Annotated in this window: 21 protein-coding genes and 1 pseudogene; 12 read left to right on the forward strand and 10 right to left on the reverse strand. The window is 63.6% G+C overall.

Annotation, left to right across the window (positions count from 1 at the left end):
* Positions 1–15 precede the first annotated feature (15 nt).
* The 3 genes from ABIC76_RS20660 to ABIC76_RS20670 form a co-directional block, all read right to left on the reverse strand.
* Complete coding sequence (locus tag ABIC76_RS20660) at positions 16–1083, reverse strand: hypothetical protein (RefSeq protein WP_354535089.1); 1068 nt, start codon at positions 1081–1083, stop codon at positions 16–18.
* Positions 1080–1655 (reverse strand): cobalamin biosynthesis protein CobQ, encoded by a 576-nt coding sequence (locus ABIC76_RS20665; protein ID WP_354535091.1) that lies wholly within the window; start codon positions 1653–1655, stop codon positions 1080–1082. Before ABIC76_RS20665 ends, ABIC76_RS20660 begins: the two co-directional genes overlap by 4 nt.
* Positions 1656–1854: 199 nt before the next feature.
* Entirely contained in the window at positions 1855–2346 is a 492-nt protein-coding gene (locus tag ABIC76_RS20670) for a hypothetical protein (RefSeq protein ID WP_354535093.1), read from the reverse strand.
* A 551-nt stretch (positions 2347–2897) separates the two neighbouring features.
* Here ABIC76_RS20670 and ABIC76_RS20675 point away from each other — a divergent pair.
* Both ABIC76_RS20675 and ABIC76_RS20680 read left to right on the forward strand, forming a co-directional pair.
* Positions 2898–3194: a plasmid mobilization protein gene (locus ABIC76_RS20675; RefSeq protein WP_354535094.1), complete on the forward strand. Its 297-nt coding sequence runs from the start codon at positions 2898–2900 to the stop codon at positions 3192–3194.
* 30 nt (positions 3195–3224) lie between these two features.
* Positions 3225–3451 (forward strand): annotated as a pseudogene (locus ABIC76_RS20680) (hypothetical protein); the annotation flags it as partial.
* An 880-nt stretch (positions 3452–4331) separates the two neighbouring features.
* Here the strand turns inward: ABIC76_RS20680 and ABIC76_RS20685 are convergent.
* Positions 4332–4733, reverse strand: coding sequence for a helix-turn-helix domain-containing protein (locus ABIC76_RS20685; RefSeq protein ID WP_354535095.1), 402 nt, complete (start codon positions 4731–4733; stop codon positions 4332–4334).
* A 299-nt stretch (positions 4734–5032) separates the two neighbouring features.
* Here ABIC76_RS20685 and ABIC76_RS20690 point away from each other — a divergent pair, with 299 nt between their 5' ends.
* Both ABIC76_RS20690 and ABIC76_RS20695 read left to right on the forward strand, forming a co-directional pair.
* A complete protein-coding gene (locus ABIC76_RS20690) occupies positions 5033–5386 on the forward strand; it encodes a hypothetical protein (RefSeq protein ID WP_354535096.1) in 354 nt (117 codons plus the stop codon).
* 619 nt (positions 5387–6005) lie between these two features.
* Positions 6006–6209, forward strand: coding sequence for a cold-shock protein (locus ABIC76_RS20695; protein ID WP_027677448.1), 204 nt, complete (start codon positions 6006–6008; stop codon positions 6207–6209).
* Between the two features lie 76 nt (positions 6210–6285).
* On the opposite strand, the gene ABIC76_RS20700 is transcribed toward ABIC76_RS20695, so the two are convergent.
* The gene (locus tag ABIC76_RS20700) at positions 6286–6930 is read right to left on the reverse strand and encodes a Vgb family protein (protein WP_102067140.1); all 645 of its coding nucleotides are present in this window, start codon (positions 6928–6930) and stop codon (positions 6286–6288) included.
* 36 nt (positions 6931–6966) lie between these two features.
* Positions 6967–8187: a winged helix-turn-helix domain-containing protein gene (locus ABIC76_RS20705; RefSeq protein ID WP_354535097.1), complete on the reverse strand. Its 1221-nt coding sequence runs from the start codon at positions 8185–8187 to the stop codon at positions 6967–6969.
* An 87-nt stretch (positions 8188–8274) separates the two neighbouring features.
* Between ABIC76_RS20705 and ABIC76_RS20710 the strand changes: the two genes are divergently transcribed.
* Together ABIC76_RS20710 and ABIC76_RS20715 are read left to right on the forward strand one after the other, a co-directional pair.
* Positions 8275–9045, forward strand: coding sequence for a DUF899 domain-containing protein (locus ABIC76_RS20710; RefSeq protein WP_354535098.1), 771 nt, complete (start codon positions 8275–8277; stop codon positions 9043–9045).
* On the forward strand, positions 9020–9793 hold the full coding sequence (locus ABIC76_RS20715; protein WP_354535099.1) for a DUF2182 domain-containing protein: 774 nt from the start codon (positions 9020–9022) through the stop codon (positions 9791–9793). Before ABIC76_RS20710 ends, ABIC76_RS20715 begins: the two co-directional genes overlap by 26 nt.
* Positions 9794–9812: 19 nt before the next feature.
* Here ABIC76_RS20715 and ABIC76_RS20720 read toward each other — a convergent pair whose 3' ends face one another.
* From ABIC76_RS20720 to ABIC76_RS20735, 4 genes are all read right to left on the reverse strand, one after another.
* Entirely contained in the window at positions 9813–11324 is a 1512-nt protein-coding gene (locus ABIC76_RS20720; protein WP_354535100.1) for a UxaA family hydrolase, read from the reverse strand.
* A 14-nt stretch (positions 11325–11338) separates the two neighbouring features.
* Positions 11339–12466: a mannitol dehydrogenase family protein gene (locus ABIC76_RS20725; RefSeq protein ID WP_354535101.1), complete on the reverse strand. Its 1128-nt coding sequence runs from the start codon at positions 12464–12466 to the stop codon at positions 11339–11341.
* Positions 12467–12470: 4 nt separating this feature from the next.
* Positions 12471–13478 carry a zinc-binding alcohol dehydrogenase family protein gene (locus tag ABIC76_RS20730; protein ID WP_354535102.1) on the reverse strand — a complete coding sequence of 336 codons (1008 nt, stop codon included), beginning with the start codon at positions 13476–13478 and terminating at the stop codon, positions 12471–12473.
* A 412-nt stretch (positions 13479–13890) separates the two neighbouring features.
* Positions 13891–14598, reverse strand: a complete 708-nt coding sequence (locus ABIC76_RS20735) for a FadR/GntR family transcriptional regulator (protein ID WP_027677440.1) — start codon at positions 14596–14598, stop codon at positions 13891–13893.
* A gap of 297 nt (positions 14599–14895) precedes the next feature.
* Between ABIC76_RS20735 and ABIC76_RS20740 the strand changes: the two genes are divergently transcribed.
* The 6 genes from ABIC76_RS20740 (at position 14896) to ABIC76_RS20765 (ending at position 21513) form a co-directional block, all read left to right on the forward strand.
* Positions 14896–16401 carry a sugar ABC transporter ATP-binding protein gene (locus tag ABIC76_RS20740; RefSeq protein WP_502947888.1) on the forward strand — a complete coding sequence of 502 codons (1506 nt, stop codon included), beginning with the start codon at positions 14896–14898 and terminating at the stop codon, positions 16399–16401.
* The gene (locus tag ABIC76_RS20745) at positions 16394–17425 is read left to right on the forward strand and encodes an ABC transporter permease (RefSeq protein ID WP_102067148.1); all 1032 of its coding nucleotides are present in this window, start codon (positions 16394–16396) and stop codon (positions 17423–17425) included. The genes ABIC76_RS20740 and ABIC76_RS20745 overlap by 8 nt, the downstream gene beginning before the upstream one ends.
* 35 nt (positions 17426–17460) lie before the next feature.
* Positions 17461–18408, forward strand: coding sequence for an ABC transporter substrate-binding protein (locus tag ABIC76_RS20750; protein ID WP_343550104.1), 948 nt, complete (start codon positions 17461–17463; stop codon positions 18406–18408).
* A gap of 141 nt (positions 18409–18549) precedes the next feature.
* On the forward strand, positions 18550–19299 hold the full coding sequence (locus ABIC76_RS20755; RefSeq protein ID WP_354535104.1) for an SDR family oxidoreductase: 750 nt from the start codon (positions 18550–18552) through the stop codon (positions 19297–19299).
* Positions 19300–19339: 40 nt separating this feature from the next.
* A complete protein-coding gene (locus ABIC76_RS20760) occupies positions 19340–20200 on the forward strand; it encodes an ureidoglycolate lyase (RefSeq protein ID WP_354535105.1) in 861 nt (286 codons plus the stop codon).
* A 35-nt stretch (positions 20201–20235) separates the two neighbouring features.
* Positions 20236–21513 carry an L-fuconate dehydratase gene (locus ABIC76_RS20765; RefSeq protein WP_102067152.1) on the forward strand — a complete coding sequence of 426 codons (1278 nt, stop codon included), beginning with the start codon at positions 20236–20238 and terminating at the stop codon, positions 21511–21513.

The following is a 21513-nucleotide window of genomic DNA, read 5'->3' on the forward strand; positions in this document are numbered from 1 at the left end:
CCTTGCCCTGTATGCTCACGTCGTCCGGCCGTGCAAAAAAATCTGAACTCGTCGATGTTCGGATAAGAGTCCTGGCCGAGCTCTGCAACGCCGAGCTCGGCAGCGTGCCAGATCGCGCCTCGCTTGGCTGAGGTTTCTAGAAGTGCCCGTCGGGCTTGCGCCGCCTTCATTGGCCGACACGCACGCACGGGGCGTGCCGCCAGGCATGAGCCAATTGAGCAACCCGCTATTGCCGGAGCGGCCGGGCCCGCTTACACCGCGCGGCGCCAGCAGGTACAAATCGCTTCCGTAGTAGCGCAGCGACAGGTAGCCCGTGCGTTGCGAGGCCAGCAACTGTTTTGCGCCTTCGACCTGCTTGAGCAGATCGTCACGCTGCGCCGCGTACGCACGGATCAGGTCGGCGCTGGCGTCCGCCTCGCGAGTGCTCTCAAACAACATCACGCTGATCGCCACCGTGGCGCTCAACACTGCGGCGACTGCCGCCAGCCACACGGTGCGAAACACCGCTGTCCTGGTCGTGCCGACGGCCAGTTGGCCCGCCGCGTCGACCTTGTCAACCGCCGCATCGATGGACTGGGAGAAGCGCTGCCGCGACTGCTCCAGGGTCTTGGCATGTTCGACGGCGCTCTGTGCAAGCAATCCTTCTTGGCCGATCAAGCGCTGCGACACGTTTTCAGTAATCCCATCCGATGCACGTTCGGTCAGTGTCTGAAGAGGGGCAGCGGCGTGTTCAGCCAATGCAGCTTCAAACCGCGCCAGCGCGTTCTTTTCTGCGGCGCGCAGCGCCTGATGGCTTGTTTGCAGCCATTTCGCCTGTGCGGCAATGACGGCGCGGGCTTGCTCGCTCACCCCCTGTACGTCCGCACCCACCTTGCGCAGCGCGTTGTCGGCCGCTTCCTCGATCGCTTCGGCGCTCAGGTCGATCTGGGCCTTGAGCTCTTCGAGCGTGGCACGCGTCACTGCAAATAGCACCCATGCGGGATCGTCAAAACTCAACCCGTACGCCGCTGCCATCGCATAGATGTTTTCGCGCGCCTGCGGCTCCAATTGCGCGAGTAGTTGGTCAAAGGCTTGCTTGCTCATTGGGCCTCTCCATTTTTCTTCAGGCCTAGCAGCGGCGCGACACCATCAAGCTCAGCGTCGACCGCACGCATCCAGCGGAACAGCCGCGAGCGTTGGGGCGTGGTCAGCCGTTTGTCCTCGCACGCATCGGAAAACGTCAGCATCAGGTCATCGATCGCGACGAGCACGCCCGCTTGCAGTTTGGGCAGCGCAATTTCCACACCACCGTACTGCCGCAGCATGGTGTGCCCTGCGCTCGGCGGGTTGTGCTCGTTGCCGTACCACATGAAGAAATCATCGCGGTCGCCGAACCACTGATTGATCGCCACCACGTAATCGGCTTGCTTGCCGGCGAGTTCAATCATGTCGCGCACGGTGCGGGTGCTGCTCGAATAGGGCGACAAGGTGTTGAGCAACGTTGCGCGATACCCGGCGCGTGCCAGTTTCTGGAAGCATCCCGTGTCGTGATCGAACGATTTCAGTTGCGTGATCGAGGCCGCCGGCAGGTCGGCCTGCACCAGCGGCCGGCCTTCGTCCACCACCGCAAGCAACTGGTCGCGCTCCTTGTCCGAGCCCGTGAAGCGCACCGGCACCACGCCGCCATCGGCCTGATGGTCGCCGGTTCGCCTTGGTCATCCAGCTTGGCGTAATACTGGTACAGGCCGCCGATTTCTCCATCGCCATCGATCAAAAGTGCGTCGAGGTCATCGAGCCGGACGCGATCCGCGATCGCGCGGGTCATCAAACTCTTGCCCGTGCCGCCCTTGTCGCCCAACACCATCACAAACCGTTTCATCGTTGTCCCCGCTTGCGTGCGCCCTGGGTCAGGTTTTCGCCCAGGATGGTGGATTGCTGATCATTGCCGTGCTGTGTTTGTGTTTTTGCGCCTTGCTGCCCGAGCGGGCTCTGCACAACGACTGTTTCAGTGCGTTGCAGACCGTGCTCCGGTTGCGGCGCGCTCGCGTTTTCCGACGTGCGCCGCTTGCGTGGGCGTTTGGCACGCGTTCGGTCCGTCGCGGTTTCGGTTGCAATCGGGGCTTGCCGCAGAGCCGTTTGAATGGTCGTTGCCGATACGTCGATGCCCGCCGCCTGCTTGAAGAACGCCGCCAGGTCGCGCACGCGCCAACCCGATGCGAGCACTGTGCGAATGGCATCGGCACGCTTGGCGATTGCCTGTGCCAGCGGTGGTGCTACGTTCGCTGGCGGCTTGTCGCGCAGGTCGTTCAAGGCCACATCCAGTTGTGCCCACTGTTCGCGGGTCGGCTGTTGCCGTTTCGTTGCCATGTCGATTTCCTGTCGGATCGAACATGGCGTGAAGGTAGACCGTGGGCGCAGGGAGTACCAGTTCGAAAGTGTGACGGGAGCGAGCCGATTTCGTTACGAATGCGCACCGATTTATTCGCGGTTGCTCGTGGTCGAACAAGCCCGAAATGTCTGCTTACCAATTCGTGATTTTCAGGCGACAGGTCTGCGACCACACTGCATTGGTGCGAGCGCGGGTGCGCCGATCGTGGTTATTCTGGTCGGGTAACGCGCGGTCGTCGCGAAGCAGGTGCGGCGAATTCTTTGTGCGACTGCTCGAAGTGCGTTTTGCTGCGTTTGAGGCTTGCGGCAACGAGCACAACGGACGAGGGCAGGGTGAGGGTTGTGCAACCGCGCGACAAGCGCCCGATTGCCCACCGCCCCGCCGTCACTCGCTGATCGCTCGTTATGCGGTCAGGGCTTTCGCCCCGAGACCCCAACCGTGGCGCGCACCGCGCGCCGTTAAACACCCCACACGCACCGTGGTCACGATTTTCAATCGCATCCGGTGCAACACCTGTATGAAGTCGACGATGTCCAGTGGAACCGAGAAGCGACAACGCGCACATGTGGTCGGCGTGCGCATGGATGATGTCGAGCACAACGCCATCGCAGAACGTGCCCGCGACTGCGGACTCACCATGTCGGGCTACCTGCGTGCGTGCGCGCTCGGGCGCAAGACGCGCAACGTCACCACCAGCCGCGTGCTGGACATGCTGGTGACGTTGGGCAATGAGCAGCGCCGCATCGATTCTCGGTCGGACCGCTTCATGGGAAGAATGGTTCGCCTATCGAGTTGGATGTTCAACACGATATGCAATCCGAGTTGATCGCGCTGTAATAACGTCATTGGGGGCCAGATGCAGATGCCGCGCGAAAGCATGCGGGACATGCTGGAACGAAGTCGGCTTGTAATTCGATGGGGAGGCATACTGGGCCTCCTGTGTCACCCCATCTACTACGTGGTCTGACCTATGTCCTGCCGCAGCCGTACGACAATCTGCTTCTCCGACTGAGCGCGGCGCTTGTTTGCATTCCTTTAATTTTTCAAGCGCGCTGGCCAAAGCAGCTCATCGACCCGCTGCTCGAACGGCTCGAACAAGGCTTGATTGCGCGTGACTTGAGACTCGTGGAACCGGCCATGCATTCCTTGTTGGGTATCAGCGGCAACCTTGGCGGGACGGCTTTACACAGTCTGGTTCGGCGCACCTACGAACCGGTAGTCGTCGGACGCTGGCCGGACGATGACAGCTGGCTGTCGCAGATTCGCGCCTTGACCACGCAAACGGTGCTCGCGCTGCGCACCATGTTGAGCGAGCAATAGCCACTTCGCAAGCGCGGGGACGTAGCTGCGGCATTCCAGGATGTGGACGCGACGGATGAGACGGAGTCTGCAGAGCGCGAAGCGGGTTAGGCGAGTAAGTCGCCTTGTGAGGGAGCGTGGCGGGAGAGGCAGGCTGACACGTGGGCCTTGCTAGCCGACGCGCTTGAGGATGCCAGCGACGATATTGAGTTCGTGCCAGTTGGCGCGGGCATCGGTCGCAAATGCTGTTCGGCGGCGGCGTCGATGGCAGCGGTTAGTTCGGCCAAGCAAGGCAATGCTTGGTCCAGCGCTTGGCGATGGTGCAGTTGATGGCGCGCGGTTAGCCAGCGATCGAGTGTGGTGCGTTCATCTGTGGTCAGCGTAGCGAGCAGGGTCTTAGAGGGACCGGCTTCCCAGCGGAGGGTGCCAATCACGCGTTGATTGGTACGCATCGCGCCTGGCGTGCGCTCGACGCCGACAAGCTTGGTGCGACCTTGGTCGCGGATTACATGAGGCGACGTGGAGGATACGGGGCTTCCAGGATAGCGCGGGCAGAAGATTGGGATCGTGACCGTGCAAATTGGCCCTACGGGCCTTTCCTGCATTCGAAAAAAAATTGCGCTGGCGAAAATGGAGGAGCTGGCCTATGTACCTTGGTCAAGTATCACGTGTCGCTCGGATCGCGCAGTGTTTCACTATCACGGTTGCCTTGCTTCAAGCGCAGATACACGGCGAGTACCGCAGACAATGCCGCAATGGCGTCGTGATCGATATCCCCATGTAGATCGGCTCGGGTCAGCGCGCTCACAAGATGTCGAGTTCCGGCTGCAAGTTTCTGTGTCGTATCGGTATGCGAACCAAACATCAGTTCGGCAGGATCCGCTTGAAGCACATCGGCCAAGCGAATCATCGTTGCCGCGTCGGGTTCACGAATACCGTTCTCATAGTTTGATAGGCGAGAGACACCGCTCTTGCTTTCCAGCCCGAGCCTGATCGCGACTTCCCGCAATGTAAGTCGTTGGTTTTCGCGTGCCTCTCGAATGCGTTGCCCGATGATCTCTTTCATGCGGGCGAGCGTACACAAAAAGTGAGGAAGAGACGAAAAAAACACAATACGTTGAGTTAATTAAACAAATTGTGTATTGTAGGGCGTGAATCTTCCCCCTTTTGGGACCGTTTACTCGGCCCTTGGCGGAGAAGTTGTGGCATTAGTGGTGGTGCTGCAGCAACGGCTGACAACATAACAATTCGCATGAGCATCGACGATGGTGTCTGGATCACGTGCGATCGAGCCATCGTGGTAACAGGCGCCTTCGGCGACTGAGGGGGGACTATTGCCATCAATCCTAGTCCTGGGAGCTTGTCATGCAGTACTCCAAGTCTCGGCCACGTCGGCCGTCCGTCTTCTCCCCACTTCACCCCTTGCCGCGATGCGGGTCGGCTACCGTTGATGACAGCGACTACGTTGCCGGCGCTCTTGCCGCACGCGTATTTCTGTATGTCATAGAACGGCAACTGTGTGCATGCGCCGCCAGGGCTGTTACCCCAGCCATTTTGCGCGAGCAGTTGCGCGCGCGTTTGCTCGATCAGTCTGAAAGCTACTGCGCAGGCTTTCTCGATGCGCTGTGGGCTTACATCGCATTGAATCTCGAAGGCTGCGCTACCAATTTGAAGACTTGGGATGTCGTCAGTTACCTGCGGGAGTGTGCGATACATTGAGATCTCGGCGGGTCGGTTCATCACGAGATCATCCTTCTGTTGCGTGTCAAGCTTGATATTAGGTCCCCCGCCAAGGGCGATACCTTGTGCCAGCCGCGTGCTGTCATCGAGCAGATGAAGGCGGCACGGCTGGTGTCGCCAATGGGGGCGTAAGAGTGGACAGCGAGGCGCACAGGCCCTCGATCCAGATGCGTGGCATCAACCATGCACTCGCCCCGAGTTGTTGTAGGTCTCGAGCGGCATGGGATTTTTTTGAACATGGTATTTTTCATGGCATCATGCGTTCGTCTTTGTGTAAACGACTGTATATAAACGGTTTTTCACTCTAAATGACGATTGAGTGGGAGTGAGGTTTTCTCCCAGGTGGAAAGAAGCCCGCATGACGCGGGCTTTTTTCTGTCCAGTGTCTGCGCCAGCGGGGTCGAAAGGGGCGCGTTATGCAATATTTATTGACACATCCACAGAACACCTGTAGAACCAATCCCCGCAGGATCTTCAAGCAGTTACTCCGATGTTCTGGGTCGTCACGCCACGCGGTACTTCCTTTGCTCCATGTTTCTTCCTTGATTGTCGTGCCTGGTGAGCACAGGCTCATACAGAACTTTTTAGGATATCCAACATGGAAACCGGCACAGTAAAGTGGTTCAACGACTCCAAGGGCTTCGGCTTCATCACCCCGGACGCAGGCGGCAACGATCTCTTCGCTCACTTCTCTGAAGTTCAGGGCAGCGGGTTCAAGTCCCTCCAAGAGGGCCAGAAGGTTCGCTACGTTGCAGGTGTTGGCCAGAAGGGCCCGGCTGCCACGAAGATCGAAGCGATCTGATCGGTCGTTCATCTGCCAAGAAAAAACCCCGCATCGCGGGGTTTTTTTTCGGCTAAAGGCACGCGCCACGGCTCGCCTATGCCGCCTGCTTGCGGGGCCGCCGTACCGCGCGAATCTTCCCCGTGGTGCCCCCGCCGCAAAAGAACTGATCGGCACCGTTCGATTCCAGCCCCGACACAGTGATTCCGGCCGGCATATCAAGCTGCTCCAGCACTTCACCGGTTTGCGGATCGATGTGGCGCAGCTCGCTCGTATCGCCTTCCCACGTCGCGTGCCAGAGTTCTCCGTCGACCCAGGTGACGCCGGTCACGAAGCGGTTGGATTCGATGGTGCGCAGCACCTTGCCGGTGTCCGGATCGATCTGGCGGATCTTGCGCTCGCGGTAATGCCCGACCCACAGCGTGCCTTCGGCCCAGGCGAGCCCTGAGTCTCCGCCCGCACCGGGCGCCGGAATCGTGGCGAGCACGGTGCCCGTTTGCGGGTCGATCTTCTGGATGCGGTCTTCGGCGATCTGGAACAGGTGGCGCCCGTCGAACGCGGTACCGGCATGGGCGGGCACATCGATCGAGCGCAGTGCCTTGCCGCTGTCGGGGTCGAGTTCCTTCAACTGGCCGCCGGCAGCAAACCAGACGTGCTGACCGTCGTAGGTCACGCCGCCTACGTTTTCGGCGCCGGGGAAGGGGCCGTATTCGCGCACGACTTCGGCGGTGGATCGTTTCATGTTGGGCTCGCTGGATTCGGTTGTGGAGTCTTCATCCTAGTCACTTGGCAGCGGCGCAGGGAGTAACAAGGTGGTCGCGAATCCGGGTACCGGCGGCGTCACCCAACGGCGCGCGCGCCCGCGTCCGAAGAACTGCACCTTGCCGGCGGCGGCCAATGCGTCGAGCGCGCGCTGTACCGTGCGCTGGCTGGCCCCGAGCGCCAACGCCAACGCGGAGCTGGACCACGATTCCCCATCGGCCAAGCACGCCAGCACGGCGGCGTATTGCTCGTCGACGGGCTGCGCGAGCACGACCACGTCTTGCGCAGCATCGGGTTGCAGTGCGAATCCCTGCTTGGTCGCCTTGACCGTGCCCAACGCACCAAGCGCCGTGCGCAAACGGCCAATCTCCACACGCAGGCGCACGCGGTGCGAGTCGTCGGGATGCCGGGTGCGGAATGCGCGCGCGATGAGGGCGTCTCGGGGCACGTCTTCTGGCCATGCCTCAGCCAATGCCCGCGCCAGCGTGAAGAGCATGGGCCGTGTGGCAAGTGGAACGACCGCATCGGTCTGCCGGATGGCGAGCCGGCATGCGTCCACCACGAGCGCGTTCGACGCAAAGAGGGCTTCGACATCATCAAGACGCAGGACACGCTCTTCGCCGCGCGAGATGAGGCGCGCAGCCGGTGCGCTCAAGGCCTGGGCGGCACGTTCCACTTCGGCCGTGAGCGTCGGGATGCCGGCCTGACGCGCCGCGATATCGGCGTCGTTCAAGGCTGCGCGTGCGGCGGCGGTCTGCAAACGTCGGATGGCAATGCCGGCGACGACGAGCGCATGCGCCGCCCGCAAGACCGGAGGGAGACGTGCCGGGCTTAGCGCGGCGAGCGCGGCCTCGGCGTCATCCAGGCGGCCGATCAGCAGCAGGCGCCGGATGCCGAGATACCGCGCATGTGCGGCGTTGACGTGATCGCCGTGCGCCTCGAGCGTGGCGCATGCGGTGTCGAGGGTTTTGGCGGGCCAGCCCAGGTCGCGCGAGGCGAGGGCGACTTCGGCTTCTGCGACGATGCAGCGTGCGCGTGCCACGGCTTCGCGTGCGCCGAATGCGCGGGCTGCGCGACGCAGCAGGAGCTTGGCGCGTGCCAGGTCACCGAGCTGCGCCATGGCGATGCCGCGCAGTGCGAGTGCGGGCGCGTCGTCACGCAAGGCGACGCGGTTCAGCGCTCCGAATGGGTCACCGGCGGCGAGTGCGCGCGCTGCAGCCGTGATCAATGAATCCATTCGAATCCCGCCACACTTGTCACTCCCGCCGTTTGAGGTCGGCGCCTAATCTAGCACACGACCACTCACCCAAAAACGGAGGCAAGCATGAGTGCAACACACTCGACAGCAACCCGCGCAACCTGGCTGGCAGAGCGCATTGAACTGCTCAAGGCCGAGAAGGAACTCACGCGCCGCAGCGACGAACTCGCGCGCCGCCGGCAGGCACTGCCGTGGGTTCGCGTCGACAAAAGCTATCGCTTTGAAACCGAAAATGGCAACGCCTCGCTGGCCGATCTGTTTGGCGGACGTTCGCAACTGCTGGTCTATCACTTCATGTTCGGGCCTGACTACAAGGCGGGCTGCCCATCGTGCTCGATGATTGCCGACGGCTTCGATGGCTTCGTCACGCATCTGGCAAACCACGACGTCACGTTGATGGCGGTGTCGCGCGGGCCGTTGGCCAAGTTGCTGGAGTACCGGGAGCGGATGGGCTGGAGCTTCCCGTGGGCGTCGTCGGTGGGCAGCGATTTCAACTACGACTTCAACGTCTCGATCACGGAAGACCAGCAGCGCGCCGGCAGCGCCGACTACAACTACGTGCGCGGCAGCCACGTGATGGACGCATCCGACTTGCCCGAACCCGTGCAGCAGTTCGCCAGCATGTGCGGCACCGATGCGTCCACCTACGTGCGCGACCGGCCCGGCATGAGCGCGTTCGTGCTGGAAGACGGCGTCGTGTATCACACGTATTCCACCTACGCGCGCGGGCTCGACGGCTTGTGGGGCGCATACCAGTGGCTGGACCGCGCGCCGCTGGGCCGCAACGAAACCGGTGTCTGGTGGCGTCGCCATGACGAATACGCTCAGCAGCGTTGAGCTGCCGCGCGAGCATGCATTGTCCGAGCGCGGATTTCTGGCCGTCTCGGCATTGCTGTTCATCACCAGCACGGCGGCGACGGTGGCATGGTGCAACGCCATGCCGGCCATGAGCGAGATGCCGATGGCCTGGATGCCGATGTGCGGTCAGACATGGTGGAGCTTTGCCGCCGCGTTTGTTGCCATGTGGACGGTGATGATGGCGGCGATGATGCTGCCGTCATTGCTGCCGATGCTGCGGCAGTATCGCGTGGCGCTTCACCTGGCAGGCGAGCCGAACGTCGATGCGCTGACGGCGTTTGCAGGCGTGGGGTACTTCGCGGTGTGGGCGCTGATCGGCGTCATGGTCCTTGCGCTGGGTGCGGCATTAGCCCAGCTCGAGATGACATGGCCCGTGCTGGCACGCGGGGCGCCGGTTGCGAGCGGTGCAGTCGTTCTTGCGGCGGGCGCTCTGCAGTTCAGCGCATGGAAGGCGCGCCAGCTTGCACGGTGCCGCGCAGTGCCAGCGCCTGGGCGCGCTGCATGGCGATTTGGCTTGCGCCTCGGCCTGCGCTGCGCCGGGTCGTGCGCGGGCCTGACGGCAATCCTGCTGGTGATCGGCGTGATGGATCTGCGCGCAATGGCGGCTGTGTCAGCGGCGATTACGCTGGAGCGCCTGGCACCTGCGGGACAGCATATGGCCCGCTGCGTTGGCGCGGTTGCCATCGGCGCCGGGTTGCTGTTGATGCTGCGCGCCGCGTTGCCCTGAGGCATGCCGCGTACACGCCTTACATCACCGCGCCAAGCTGCCACGGCACGAACTCGTTGTCGCCCAGACCATTGAGTTCGCTCTTGGAGCGGGTGCCGGAGGCAGTGGCCAGCATCAGCTGGAACAGCGCCTCGCCGGCTTGCGTGATGCTGAGGCGGCCATCGACGATGCCGCCGCAGTCGTAGTCCATGTCGAGTTCCATGTGCCGATAGAGCGTGCTGTTGGTCGCAAGCTTCAAGGAGGGCACCGGCTTGCAGCCATAGGTGGACCCGCGGCCAGTTGTGAAGCAGATCAGGTTGGCGCCGCCTGCGACCTGGCCCGTGGCAGACACGGGGTCGTAGCCCGGCGTGTCCATGAAGACGAGGCCGTGCGTCTGCACCGGCTGCGCGTATTCATACACGGCCATCAGCCCGCTGCTGCCGCCCTTGGCGACCGCGCCGAGGGATTTTTCCAGGATGGTCGTGACGCCGCCGGCCTTGTTGCCGGGCGAAGGGTTGTTGTTCATGTCCGCGCCCAGCGTGCGGGTGTACTGCTCCCACCAGGCCAGCCTGTTCATCAGCGCATCGGCCACGGCAGGTGTGGCAGCGCGTGCGGTCAACAGGTGTTCTGCACCATAGATCTCGGGCGTTTCGGACAGCACCGCGGTGCCGCCATGCCGTACAAGCAAATCGACCGCGGCGCCCAGCGCCGGGTTGGCGCTGATGCCGGAGTAGCCGTCCGATCCGCCGCATTGCAGGCCCACCGTGAGATGGCTTGCCGGGACGGTGCTGCGTTGTGCCTCGTTGGCGATCGGCAGCATGTCGCGCAGCATGGACAGGCCGGCCGCAATGGCTTCACGCGTGCCGCCTTCCTCTTGGATCGTCAGCGAGGCAAACAGGCCTGGTGTGCGCGCGCCCAGCATCTGCACGAGTGGCGCGACCTGGTTGACTTCGCAACCGAGACCAACGATCAGCACGCCGGCAAAGTTTGGGTGATCGGCGTAGCCGCGCAGCGTGCGCTGCAGCAGTTCCAGGCCTTCGCCGTTGCCGGCCATGCCGCAGCCGCTACCGTGCGTAATGGCGACCACGCCATCCACGTTGGGAAACGCCGTTGCCTCTGCCTGGGCCGCTTGCACGATATGCCGGCACACGGTGGCCGAGCAGTTCACGCTGGAGATGACGCCAATGAAATTGCGCGTGCCGACGCGGCCATCCGCGCGCACGTAGCCTTCAAATGTGGCGGGCGTGTCGACGGGGACGGTGGCGCGGTACGCGTGGCCAACAGCATGCTGGGCAGCCGCGTGCGCCATGCCGATGTTGTGGACGTGCACGTGCTCACCCGCACGGATGGGTGCCGTCGCCACGCCGATGACCTGCCCATACTTGTGCACCGGCTGGCCCACGGCGATGTCGCGCAATGCGACCTTGTGACCGGCGGGAATGGCATCGCGGGTGGTCAATGCAGCGTTGAGCGCTGCGCCGGGCGCGAGCCCCACACGCGCGACGGCCACGTCGTCGTCAGGGGCAAGCAGGATGAGGGGAGCGTCGGACATGGTGCGTTGCAGGTTCAATTCGGATGGGCCAGCGCGGCGTTCAGGCGCGGCTGGGCGAGGTGCAAGCCCAACTGATGCGCGAGCGCGACGATGGGCGCCAGGCGCCGCTGCTTCTTCTGCGCGTGGTTCTGCGCGATGTCGGCCAGGCGGTGGGCGAGGTAGGGGTTCAACAAGCGCTCGCGCAGCAAGACGAGATAGGCTTCGGCGGCATCGCGCTTGCCCAGGGCAGTGAATACGGGAACGATCTCGTCGTGCCACAGCGTTTCCAGCTCCGGCCGCAGGCGCGCGTCTTCCATGGCCTGCGCGACGGTCATATCGGCGGGGTGCGCATCTTCGCGCCAACGCTCGGCCAGAAACGTGTGGCCCGCGTTGAGCAGAAAGAGCTTGAGGCGCTCGTGATGATCGAGTTCATCCGTCAGGAGGATGGCCGGGTGCGTGCAGGGCAGCACCAGCCCCGGCCGGCGCTCGATGGCCCACAGGGCGTACGGTTCAGCTACGGCCCCCACGGGGTGCAATGCCTCGGAGACGATGCGGTCTACGAGCGAGTTGGCCCACACACAATGCGTGCGCAGCCAATCGACGAACGCGGTGGGCAGTGCCCATTGCCGTGCCAGCGCGCAGACGGTTGCGTAGAGCGTGTCGCCATTGCGCTCGATCAGCTCGCACGGAAACAGCGACAGCGGCGCGTGCGGCTGTCGCAGCCAGCGGCCGAGCAGCAGCGCCACCAGTTTCGCGGGGAAGCTGCGCGGCACGCGCGATGGCTGCTGTATCAAACTGGCATCGTCGCGCGGGTCGAGCTGGTAGCCCTGGTCGGCGGTGTTGGACACGACGACCTGCACATCTGTTGCCATGAGGTCGCGCAGTTGCTCCCAATCGGCGTCGGCTTGCAGGGCGCGCTGCACGGCGTGGCAGGTGACAGTCTGGTCAACGGGGGCGCCGTCTCGCAAGCCGCGAATGCGCACCGGGTAACCCGCGCCGCCGGCAAGCGCCGCCACACGCGCGGCACTGGCCGGGTTGGCGGTCGTCTGTACGACCGTGATGCCGCCCAGCGCTTGTCCCGCATCGAGCGCCTCCGACACGAACAAGTCGACGTGCGCCTGCAGGAAGCGGCTCGTGCCGAACTGGAGGATCGGCGCCGTCATGGGCTCAGCACTCCACGATGGCTTTCACCACGCCGGCGGCGGGATCGAGCAGCGTCTTGAAGTGCTCGGGCACATCCGCCAGCGCCATGCGGTGCGTATTGAGCGCGGCGGGAATCTTGCCCGCGCGCATGGCGTCGAGCACGGTTTCGAAATCTTCCGTGGTGGCGTTGCGACTGGCGAGCAGCGTGGTCTCGCGTTTGTGGAATTCCGGATCGGAGAACGAGAGGTTGGCCGCCACCACCGAGATCAACACATACGTGCCGGCATGCGCCACAAAGCGCAGGCCGCGCTCCATGGCCTTCGGATTGCCGGTGGCATCGAACACGACGTCATAGAACTCGTTGTCCGTAAGCGTGGCGAGTTGCGCTTCGTCGGTATCGCCCAGCGCAACGCAGGCATCCACGCCGAGTTGCTGCGTCGCAAAGGCGAGGCGATCCGCGCGCGAATCCAGCCCCGTGACCGTCGCGCCGCGCAGCTTGGCAAAGATCATGGCGGCCATGCCGATCGGTCCGGCGCCGACCACCAGCACGCGCTGCCCGGCGTGCACGTGCGCCCGACGCACGGCGTGCGCGCCAATGGCCAGAAATTCCACCATCGCGGCCTGGTCGAGGCTGACGCCGTCTGCCTTGTGCACGAAGGCTTGCGGCACGCTCAGATATTCCGTGAAGGCCCCGTCGCGATGCACGCCCAGCACCTGGATATTGACGCAGCAATTTGTCCGGCCCTGGCGGCACGCAACGCAATGGCCGCAGGACAGGTAGGGCATCACGTACACCACGTCGCCCTTGCTCAGCGCGCTGCCGGCGGGCGCCTGTTCGACGATGCCCGACAGCTCATGCCCCATCACGCGCGGATAGTTCAGGTAAGGCTGATTGCCGGTGAAGATGTGCAGGTCGGTACCGCACACGCCCACGCGTTTGACGCGCAGCAGCACTTCGCCTTCGGTGGGGCTCGGGACGGGCCGGTCCAGTGCGCGCAGCGTGCCCGGCGTTTCGCAAACGACGGTCAGCATGATGCGGCTCCCGCCGAGGGCGCGCCGCCAGTGTCCTCCCGGCGGAGGCATCGAATAGGTGGTGTATGGGCGCGTGGCAATGGCAAACGATGGGTCACCTTCCGGTCTCCTTGGGTGGGATGAGGTGAGGGCCGATTGCGTGCGCGTACTGCGCCAAGTTGAGGGAAATGGTGCGCGTCTCCCACAACTGGTCATGCCAAACAGGCCTCACCTATTGGTCAGGCCAATTTAACATCTCGCGTGAAATTCCTGGAAGGGGGGAAACCCTGATGCCGGAAATCCCTTGTTTTCAAGGGGTCAAGGCGCGGCGGCCAGATATTTGGTCAGACCGCTTTGAGAGGCGGCCGAGTGGCGTAGGTGCGCCCAAGCAGGGTGGCGCAGCCACAGGCGGGCTACGCTCGGGGAGAGACGCTTACTGCGGAGCGTCTTGCTGAATGGCGCCCGCGATCCAGCGTTCTTCCGACGCCCGCAAGTGCGCCCGCATGGCGGTTTGCGCCGCGATGGGGTCACCGGCCTGCAGCGCCTTGAGAATCTCTTCGTGCTCATGCACGGCCGCATGCCAGCTGGATTCGCCCTCCGCGTGGTCGCGGATCGCCATGGCGAGCGGGTCATGGCGGCTGTCGAACAGCTCCGCCACGAAGCGGCTCAGGACCGAATTGCCGGCCGTCTCGGCAATCAACATGTGGAACTGCCGGTCGGCATCGGTGGGCGACTTTCCGCTCGATGCGAGTTTCTTCATGCGGTCGATGGTGCGCTGGAGCTTGTCGAGCGTGGCGGCCGTCAGGCGCCCAGTGGCAAGCGTGATGACATCGCCTTCGAGCACGGCACGGGCCTGCATCAGCTCAGAAGGGCTTTCGCCCAGCGACGGAATGGCCGCGCTTTCGCTGACCGCGCTTGCATCCTGCACATACACGCCGGAACCCATGCGGATTTCCACCTGGCCGCCGATCTCCAGCGCGATCAGCGCCTCGCGCAACGACGGTCGCGACACGCCCAAGGTCTGCGCCAGTTCGCGCTCAGGCGGCAGGCGTGTGCCGGGGCCGAGCTTTTCTTGCTGGATCAGCGCGAGGATCTGCGCGGCTACGGATTGGTAAAGCCGCTTTGGCTCTGTCTGCTTCATTGTGGTGTGGTTTTGCGCGCTGACGTGACTGCGTTCGGGTGTGTTTCGAGTCTAGCATGCGCACCGCGAGCCGTTGTCTACACTGGTGTCGGCAGCAGTTCAGGGTTTGCACTAGTGGTCAGGCAGGTACGTTATAAGTGATATTGGCTTGACCAAAAAATGCTTGGCCCGATCGAAACGTTCCAAACTGGACTTACCAGTGCGGCGAGCGGAAGATCAGAGCCGCGCAACACAACGGAGACCACGATGAGCAGTGCTGACGCCGTGCCCGCGCACGTAAGCAGCTCCAGAGCGTCGATGCCGCAAGAGGTTCTGCGTTTGCAGCGCATCGGCAAGCGCTTTCCCGGCGTCGTTGCGCTGGATGGCGTGGATCTGGATCTGCGCGTGGGCGAAGTCCATGCCGTCTGCGGCGAAAACGGCGCCGGCAAATCCACCCTGATGAAGATCATCAGCGGCCAGTACACGGCGGACGATGGTGCCATCACTTACCGGGGCGAGGCAGTGCGCTTCACCTCGACTTCCGAGGCGCAGGCGGCCGGCATTGCGATCATCCATCAGGAACTGAATCTCGTGCCGCATCTTTCGGTGGCGGAGAACATCTTCCTGGCGCGCGAGCCCAAGCGCGGGCCCTTCATCGATTACCGCAAGCTCAACACGAACGCACGCAGCTATCTGCAGCGGATCGGTCTGGCCGTCGAGCCGACCACGCTGGTCGGCGCGTTGTCGATCGCGCAGCAACAGATGGTGGAGATCGCCAAGGCGCTCTCGCTCAACGCGCGCGTGCTCATCATGGATGAGCCGACGTCTTCGCTCACCGAATCCGAAACCGTTCAGCTGTTTCGCATCATCAAGGAGCTGCGCGCCGACGGCGTGGCGATTCTGTACATCTCGCACCGGCTGGATGAGATGGCCGAAATCGTGGATCGCGTGACGGTGCTGCGTGACGGCCGCCACATCGCCACCAGCGATTTTGCTTCCACCAGCGTCAACGAGATCGTTGCGCGGATGGTCGGCCGCTCGCTCGACGATGTGTTTCCCGCGCGCACATCGGTGCCGACCGACGAGGTCTTGCTGCGCGTCAATGCACTGAGCCGCGCAGGCGTCTTCGGCCCGGTGTCGTTCGAGCTGCGCAAGGGCGAGATTCTTGGCTTTGCCGGCCTGATGGGCGCGGGCCGCACGGAGGTGGCGCGTGCCATTTTCGGTGCGGAGCGGCTCGATTCCGGCTCGATCATGCTGGGCCATATGGGCGATCAGCCGGTCACGATCCGTTCGCCGCGCGAGGCGATCCGGCAGGGCATTGCCTACCTGTCGGAAGACAGAAAAAAGGACGGCCTCGCGCTCTCGATGCCGGTGGCCGTCAACATCACCCTGGCCAATGTGCGGGCGATTTCTTCGCACGGCTTCCTGCGTTTTTCCGAAGAGACCGCCGTGGCGCAACGCTACGTGCGTGAACTGAACATCCGCACGCCGTCGGTCGGCCAGACCGTGCGCAATCTCTCGGGCGGCAATCAACAGAAGATCGTGATCGGCAAGTGGCTGTATCGCGGTTCGCGCATCCTGTTTTTCGATGAACCGACGCGGGGCATCGATGTAGGCGCCAAGTACGCGATCTATGGATTGATGGACCAACTAGCCGCGGACGGTGTCGGTGTCGTGCTGATCAGCTCGGAGTTGCCCGAACTGCTGGGCATGACGGATCGAATTGCCGTCTTTCATGAAGGCCGCATCACCGCAGTCCTGGACACACGGAAGACCAACCAGGAAGAAATTCTGCATTACGCATCAGGACGAACCCATGCTTGAAATGACATCAGATCAGCCGCAGCCCGTGAAGACGCAGCGCAAGCAACACCACCGCGACTTGATCCAGAAGTTTGCAGCGCTCGGCAGCCTTGTGGCGCTCGTGATTGCGTTTTCCGCCACCAGCGCGGCCTTCTTTTCGGTCGGCAATTTCATGACCGTCGCACTGCAGGTCACGTCGATTGCCTACCTGGGCGTGGCTGCCACGTGCGTGATCATCACCGGTGGCATCGACCTGTCTGTGGGTTCGGTGCTGGCGCTCTCGGGCGTGGTGGCGGCCTTGCTCGTGAAGATGGGCGTACCGGTGCCGCTGGCCATGCTGGCCGGCGTGGCGGTCGGTGCCGCGTGCGGATGGGTCAACGGTATCTGCATCACGCGGATGGGCCTGCCGCCGTTCATCGCCACGCTGGGCATGATGCTGGTCGCGCGCGGCCTGGCCCTGCAGATCACGGGCGCCCGGCCGGTCTCGGGCCTGGGCGACGCATTTGGCGAACTCGGCAACGGCGCACTGTTCCGCATCTCGCACATCGGCGCAGACGGCTTTCCGGACACGGTCTTCCCCGGCATTCCTTACCCGGTGGTGATCATGCTGGCGCTGTTCGTCGCCGTGTCGGTGCTGCTGTCACGGACTTCGCTCGGTCGCCACATCTACGCAGTCGGCTCGAACGCGGAGGCGGCGCGCCTGTCCGGCGTGAACGTGCAGGGCGTGAAGCTGTTCACGTATGTGCTCTCCGGCTTGCTGGCCGGGATGACGGGCTGCGTGCTGATGTCTCGCCTCGTGACGGCGCAGCCGAACGAAGGCGTGATGTACGAGCTTGATGCGATTGCCAGTGCCGTGATCGGCGGGACGTCGCTGATGGGCGGTGTCGGAACGGTCTCGGGCACGGCCATCGGCGCGTTCGTGATCGGCGTGCTGCGCAACGGGCTCAACATGAACGGCGTATCGAGTTTTATCCAGCAGATCATCATCGGCGTGGTCATCCTCGGCACCGTCTGGATTGATCAGCTCAGAAACCGCAAGTTGTGACTTGAGAAGTTCAAACCAAAACCAAGGAGTGAGACATGAAGAAGTTTTCCGTGCTGGCGGTGGTTGCAGCAACGTGCGCACTGTTCTCTGCTTATGCGCAGGCGGCAGGCGGTGAAATTGCCGTGATCGTGAAATCGGCAAATTCCAACTACTGGCAGAACGTTCAGAAAGGCGCGACGGCCGCCATGGGCAACGCGAAGGGCTACACGATGACCTTCCAGGGGCCGGCGGCGGAATCGGCCATTGCCGACGAAGTGAACATGGTCGAGAACGCCGTGAACCGGCATGTGGCAGGCATCGTGCTGGCGCCCTCAGACCCCGACGCGCTGGTGCCGGCGATGAAGAAAGCGTGGGAAGCGCACATCCCCGTGGTGCTGATCGACTCGATGGTGTCCGATTCCGGCAAGCAGTATTACCAGTCGTTCCTGTCGACGGACAACACGAAGGCCGGTGAGCTGTGTGCGAAGGCCATGATCGAGGCCGTCGGCCAGACCGGCAAGATCGCCATCATGTCGTACGTGCCGGGCGCCGGCTCTGAAATCGGCCGCGTGGGCGGCTTCAGGAAATACATCGAGACGCATTCGAAGCTGCAGATCGTCGGGCCGTTCTATTCGCAATCGCAAATGGCGACGGCACTGAACCAGACGACGGACGTGCTGGCCGCCAATCCTGATTTGAAGGGCATCTTCGGTGCGAACGAGCCGACGGCCGTCGGGATGGGCCGCGCGCTGCAGCAGTCCGGCAAGAGCGGCAAGGTGGCGGCCATCGGCTTTGACGGCAACCAGGATCTGCAGGGCTTCGTGCGCGACGGCACGATCCGCGCCATCGCTGTCCAGAGCTCGTACCAGATGGGCTACAAGGGCATCGAGACGGTCGTCAGCGTGATCGAGAAGAAGCCCGTGCAGAAGCAGGTCGACACCGGCGTGATGATGGTCAACAAGCAGAACCTGGATTCGCCTGAAGCCAAGAACGTCCTGTACTGACGAGGCATCGCAACAAGGGGCGTGGCGGCGTGTCGTTCACCGCCATGCCGGCTGAACCACTTTCCTGAACGGCGCAGCGCTCTTCACTCCATTGCCGGAACTGGCCAACACCAACGTGGCCCGCGCCGGAACGCAAACGCAATGAGACTCCAAGGAAAACGCATCCTCGTGACGGCGGCCGGGCAGGGTATTGGCCGGGCCAGCGCGATGATGTTTGCAAGAGAGGGCGCGCAAGTGCTCGCCACCGATATCAACGCAGAAGCGCTGGCCACGCTGGCAGAGACCGCCGGCGTGCGCACACTGCGCCTGGACGTGACGGACGCCAACGCCATCGCCGTCCTGGCACGCGAAGAAGCCGCCTTCGATGCGCTGTTCAACTGCGCGGGCTTCGTGCACCCGGGCAGCATCCTCGAATGCTCGGAAGACGACTGGGCGTTCTCTTGGCAGCTCAACGTGACGTCGATGTACCGGCTGACACGTGCGCTGCTGCCGAAGATGCTGGACAACGGCGGCGCCTCGATCATCAACATGGCCTCCGCCGCGTCCAGCGTGAAGGGCGTGCCGAACCGCTTCGTGTATGGCACGACCAAGGCCGCTGTCATTGGCATGACCAAGGCGATTGCCGCCGACTTTGTGGCGCGCGGCATCCGTTGCAACGCCATTTGCCCGGGCACGGTGGAGTCTCCGTCGCTTGAGCAGCGGATCGCCGCACAGGCGCAGGAACAGAACGTGTCGATCGACACCGTCCGCGCCGCCTTCGTTGCGCGCCAGCCGATGGGCCGTGTCGGCACGGCAGACGAGATTGCCGCGCTGGCGACCTACCTCGCTTCGGATGAGTCCCGCTTCACGACCGGCACCTGCTGCGTGATCGACGGCGGCTGGTCGAACTGATTTGGCTTGATTGATTGCAGTAGCTGATAACGACAACACGATGAAACTCCTCCGCTACGGCCCCAAGGGCCAGGAAAAGCCCGGCCTGCTCGATGCGCAAGGTCAAGTGCGCGACCTGTCGGGCGTGATTGACGACATTGCCGGCGCGGCGCTGCTGCCCGAGAGCCTGGCTCGCCTGCGCACGCTCGACATCAGCCGCTTGCCCATCGTCGATGGCACGCCGCAAGCGGGCCTGCGCCTGGGTGCCTGCGTGGGCAACGTCGGCAAGTTCATCTGCATCGGCCTGAACTATTCCGACCATGCCGCCGAGACGGGCGCCGAAGTGCCGGCCGAGCCGGTCGTCTTCGGCAAATGGACGAGCGCCATCTGCGGCCCGAACGACGACGTTGAAATCCCGCGCGGCTCGGTCAAGACCGATTGGGAGGTCGAGCTTGGCGTGGTGATCGGCAAGGGCGGCCGGTACATCAGCGAGGCCGATGCGCTGGCGCACGTGGCCGGCTACTGCGTCATCAACGATGTGTCGGAGCGCGAATACCAGCTCGAGCGCGGCGGCACGTGGGACAAGGGCAAGGGCTGCGACACGTTCGGCCCCATCGGCCCGTGGCTTGTCACCGCAGACGAGGTGCCCAACCCGCAGGCGCTGCATCTGTGGCTGGAGGTGGATGGGCATCGCTACCAGAACGGATCGACGTCGACGATGGTGTTTGGCGTGGCGCATCTCGTCAGCTATCTGAGCCGCTTCATGAGCCTGCAGCCGGGCGATGTGATTTCCACCGGCACGCCGCCAGGCGTGGGGTTGGGGCAGAAGCCGCCGGTCTACCTGCGCGCGGGCCAGACCATGCGCCTGGGCATCGAAGGCCTGGGCGAGCAGCACCAGCGCACGGTGGACGCACAAGGCTGAAGGGCAGGCATCCCGCAATCCCGAACACGATACTCATGACCATCATCCGATCCCTGCGCGTGCTGGACGTGCGCTTTCCGACCTCGCAGCATCTCGACGGCTCTGACGCGATGAATCCGGACCCGGATTACTCCGCGGCCTACGTGATCCTGGAGACTGACCAGCCGGGCCTGGAGGGCCATGGCCTGACCTTCACCATCGGGCGCGGCAACGAGGTGTGCTGCGCGGCCATCGCGGCCATGCGTCATCTGGTGGAAGGGCTGGACCTCGACTGGATTCGTGAAGACATGGGCCGCTTCTGGCGCCATGTCACGTCCGACAGCCAGCTGCGCTGGATCGGCCCGGACAAGGGCGCCATTCATCTGGCGACGGGCGCCGTCGTCAATGCGGCATGGGATCTGTGGGCCAAGGCCGAAGGCAAGCCGCTCTGGCGCCTGGTAGCTGACCTCACGCCCGAAGAGTTCGTGCGCTGCATCGACTTCCGCTACATCACCGACGGCATCACGCCCGAAGAAGCGCTGGAGCTGCTGCGCAAACAGGTGCCCGGCAAGGCCGCGCGCATCCGCACGCTGGAGCAGGAAGGCTACCCGTGCTACACCACGTCGGCCGGCTGGCTCGGCTATGACGACGACAAGCTGCGCCGCCTCTGCCGCGAGGCCGTCGACAGCGGCTTCCGCCATATCAAGCTCAAGGTCGGGCGCGATCTGAAGGATGACATTCGCCGCGTCTCTATCGCCCGTGAAGTGCTGGGGCCGGACCGCGAATTGATGATCGACGCCAACCAGGTCTGGGAGGTCAAGGAGGCCATCGACTGGGTGCGCGAACTCGGTTTCGCCAAGCCGTGGTTCATTGAAGAACCGACCAGCCCGGACGACGTGGAAGGCCATCGCAAGATTCGCGAAGCCGTCGCCCCCGTCAAGGTCGCCACCGGCGAGATGTGCCAGAACCGCATCCTCTTCAAGCAGTTCATCATGCGCGGCGCCATTGACGTTGTGCAGATCGATGCGTGCCGGCTAGGCGGCGTGAATGAAATCCTGGCCGTGCTGCTGCTGGCCGCCAAGTACGGCCTGCCGGTGTGCCCGCACGCGGGCGGCGTGGGCCTGTGCGAGTACGTGCAGCATCTGTCGATGATCGACTACCTCTGCGTATCGGGCACGCGCGAAGGCCGCGTGGTCGAATACGTCGACCATCTGCACGAGCACTTTGTCGATCCCTGCGTGGTGCGCAACGCCGCCTATTTGCCGCCGCAGGCGCCCGGTTTCTCCATCACGATGAAACCGGCATCGCTCGAGCAATACCGCTTCCGGGGCTGA

Origin of the sequence: Ralstonia sp. 1138, assembly GCF_040544795.1 — a bacterium.
Classification (GTDB): domain Bacteria; phylum Pseudomonadota; class Gammaproteobacteria; order Burkholderiales; family Burkholderiaceae; genus Ralstonia; species Ralstonia flatus.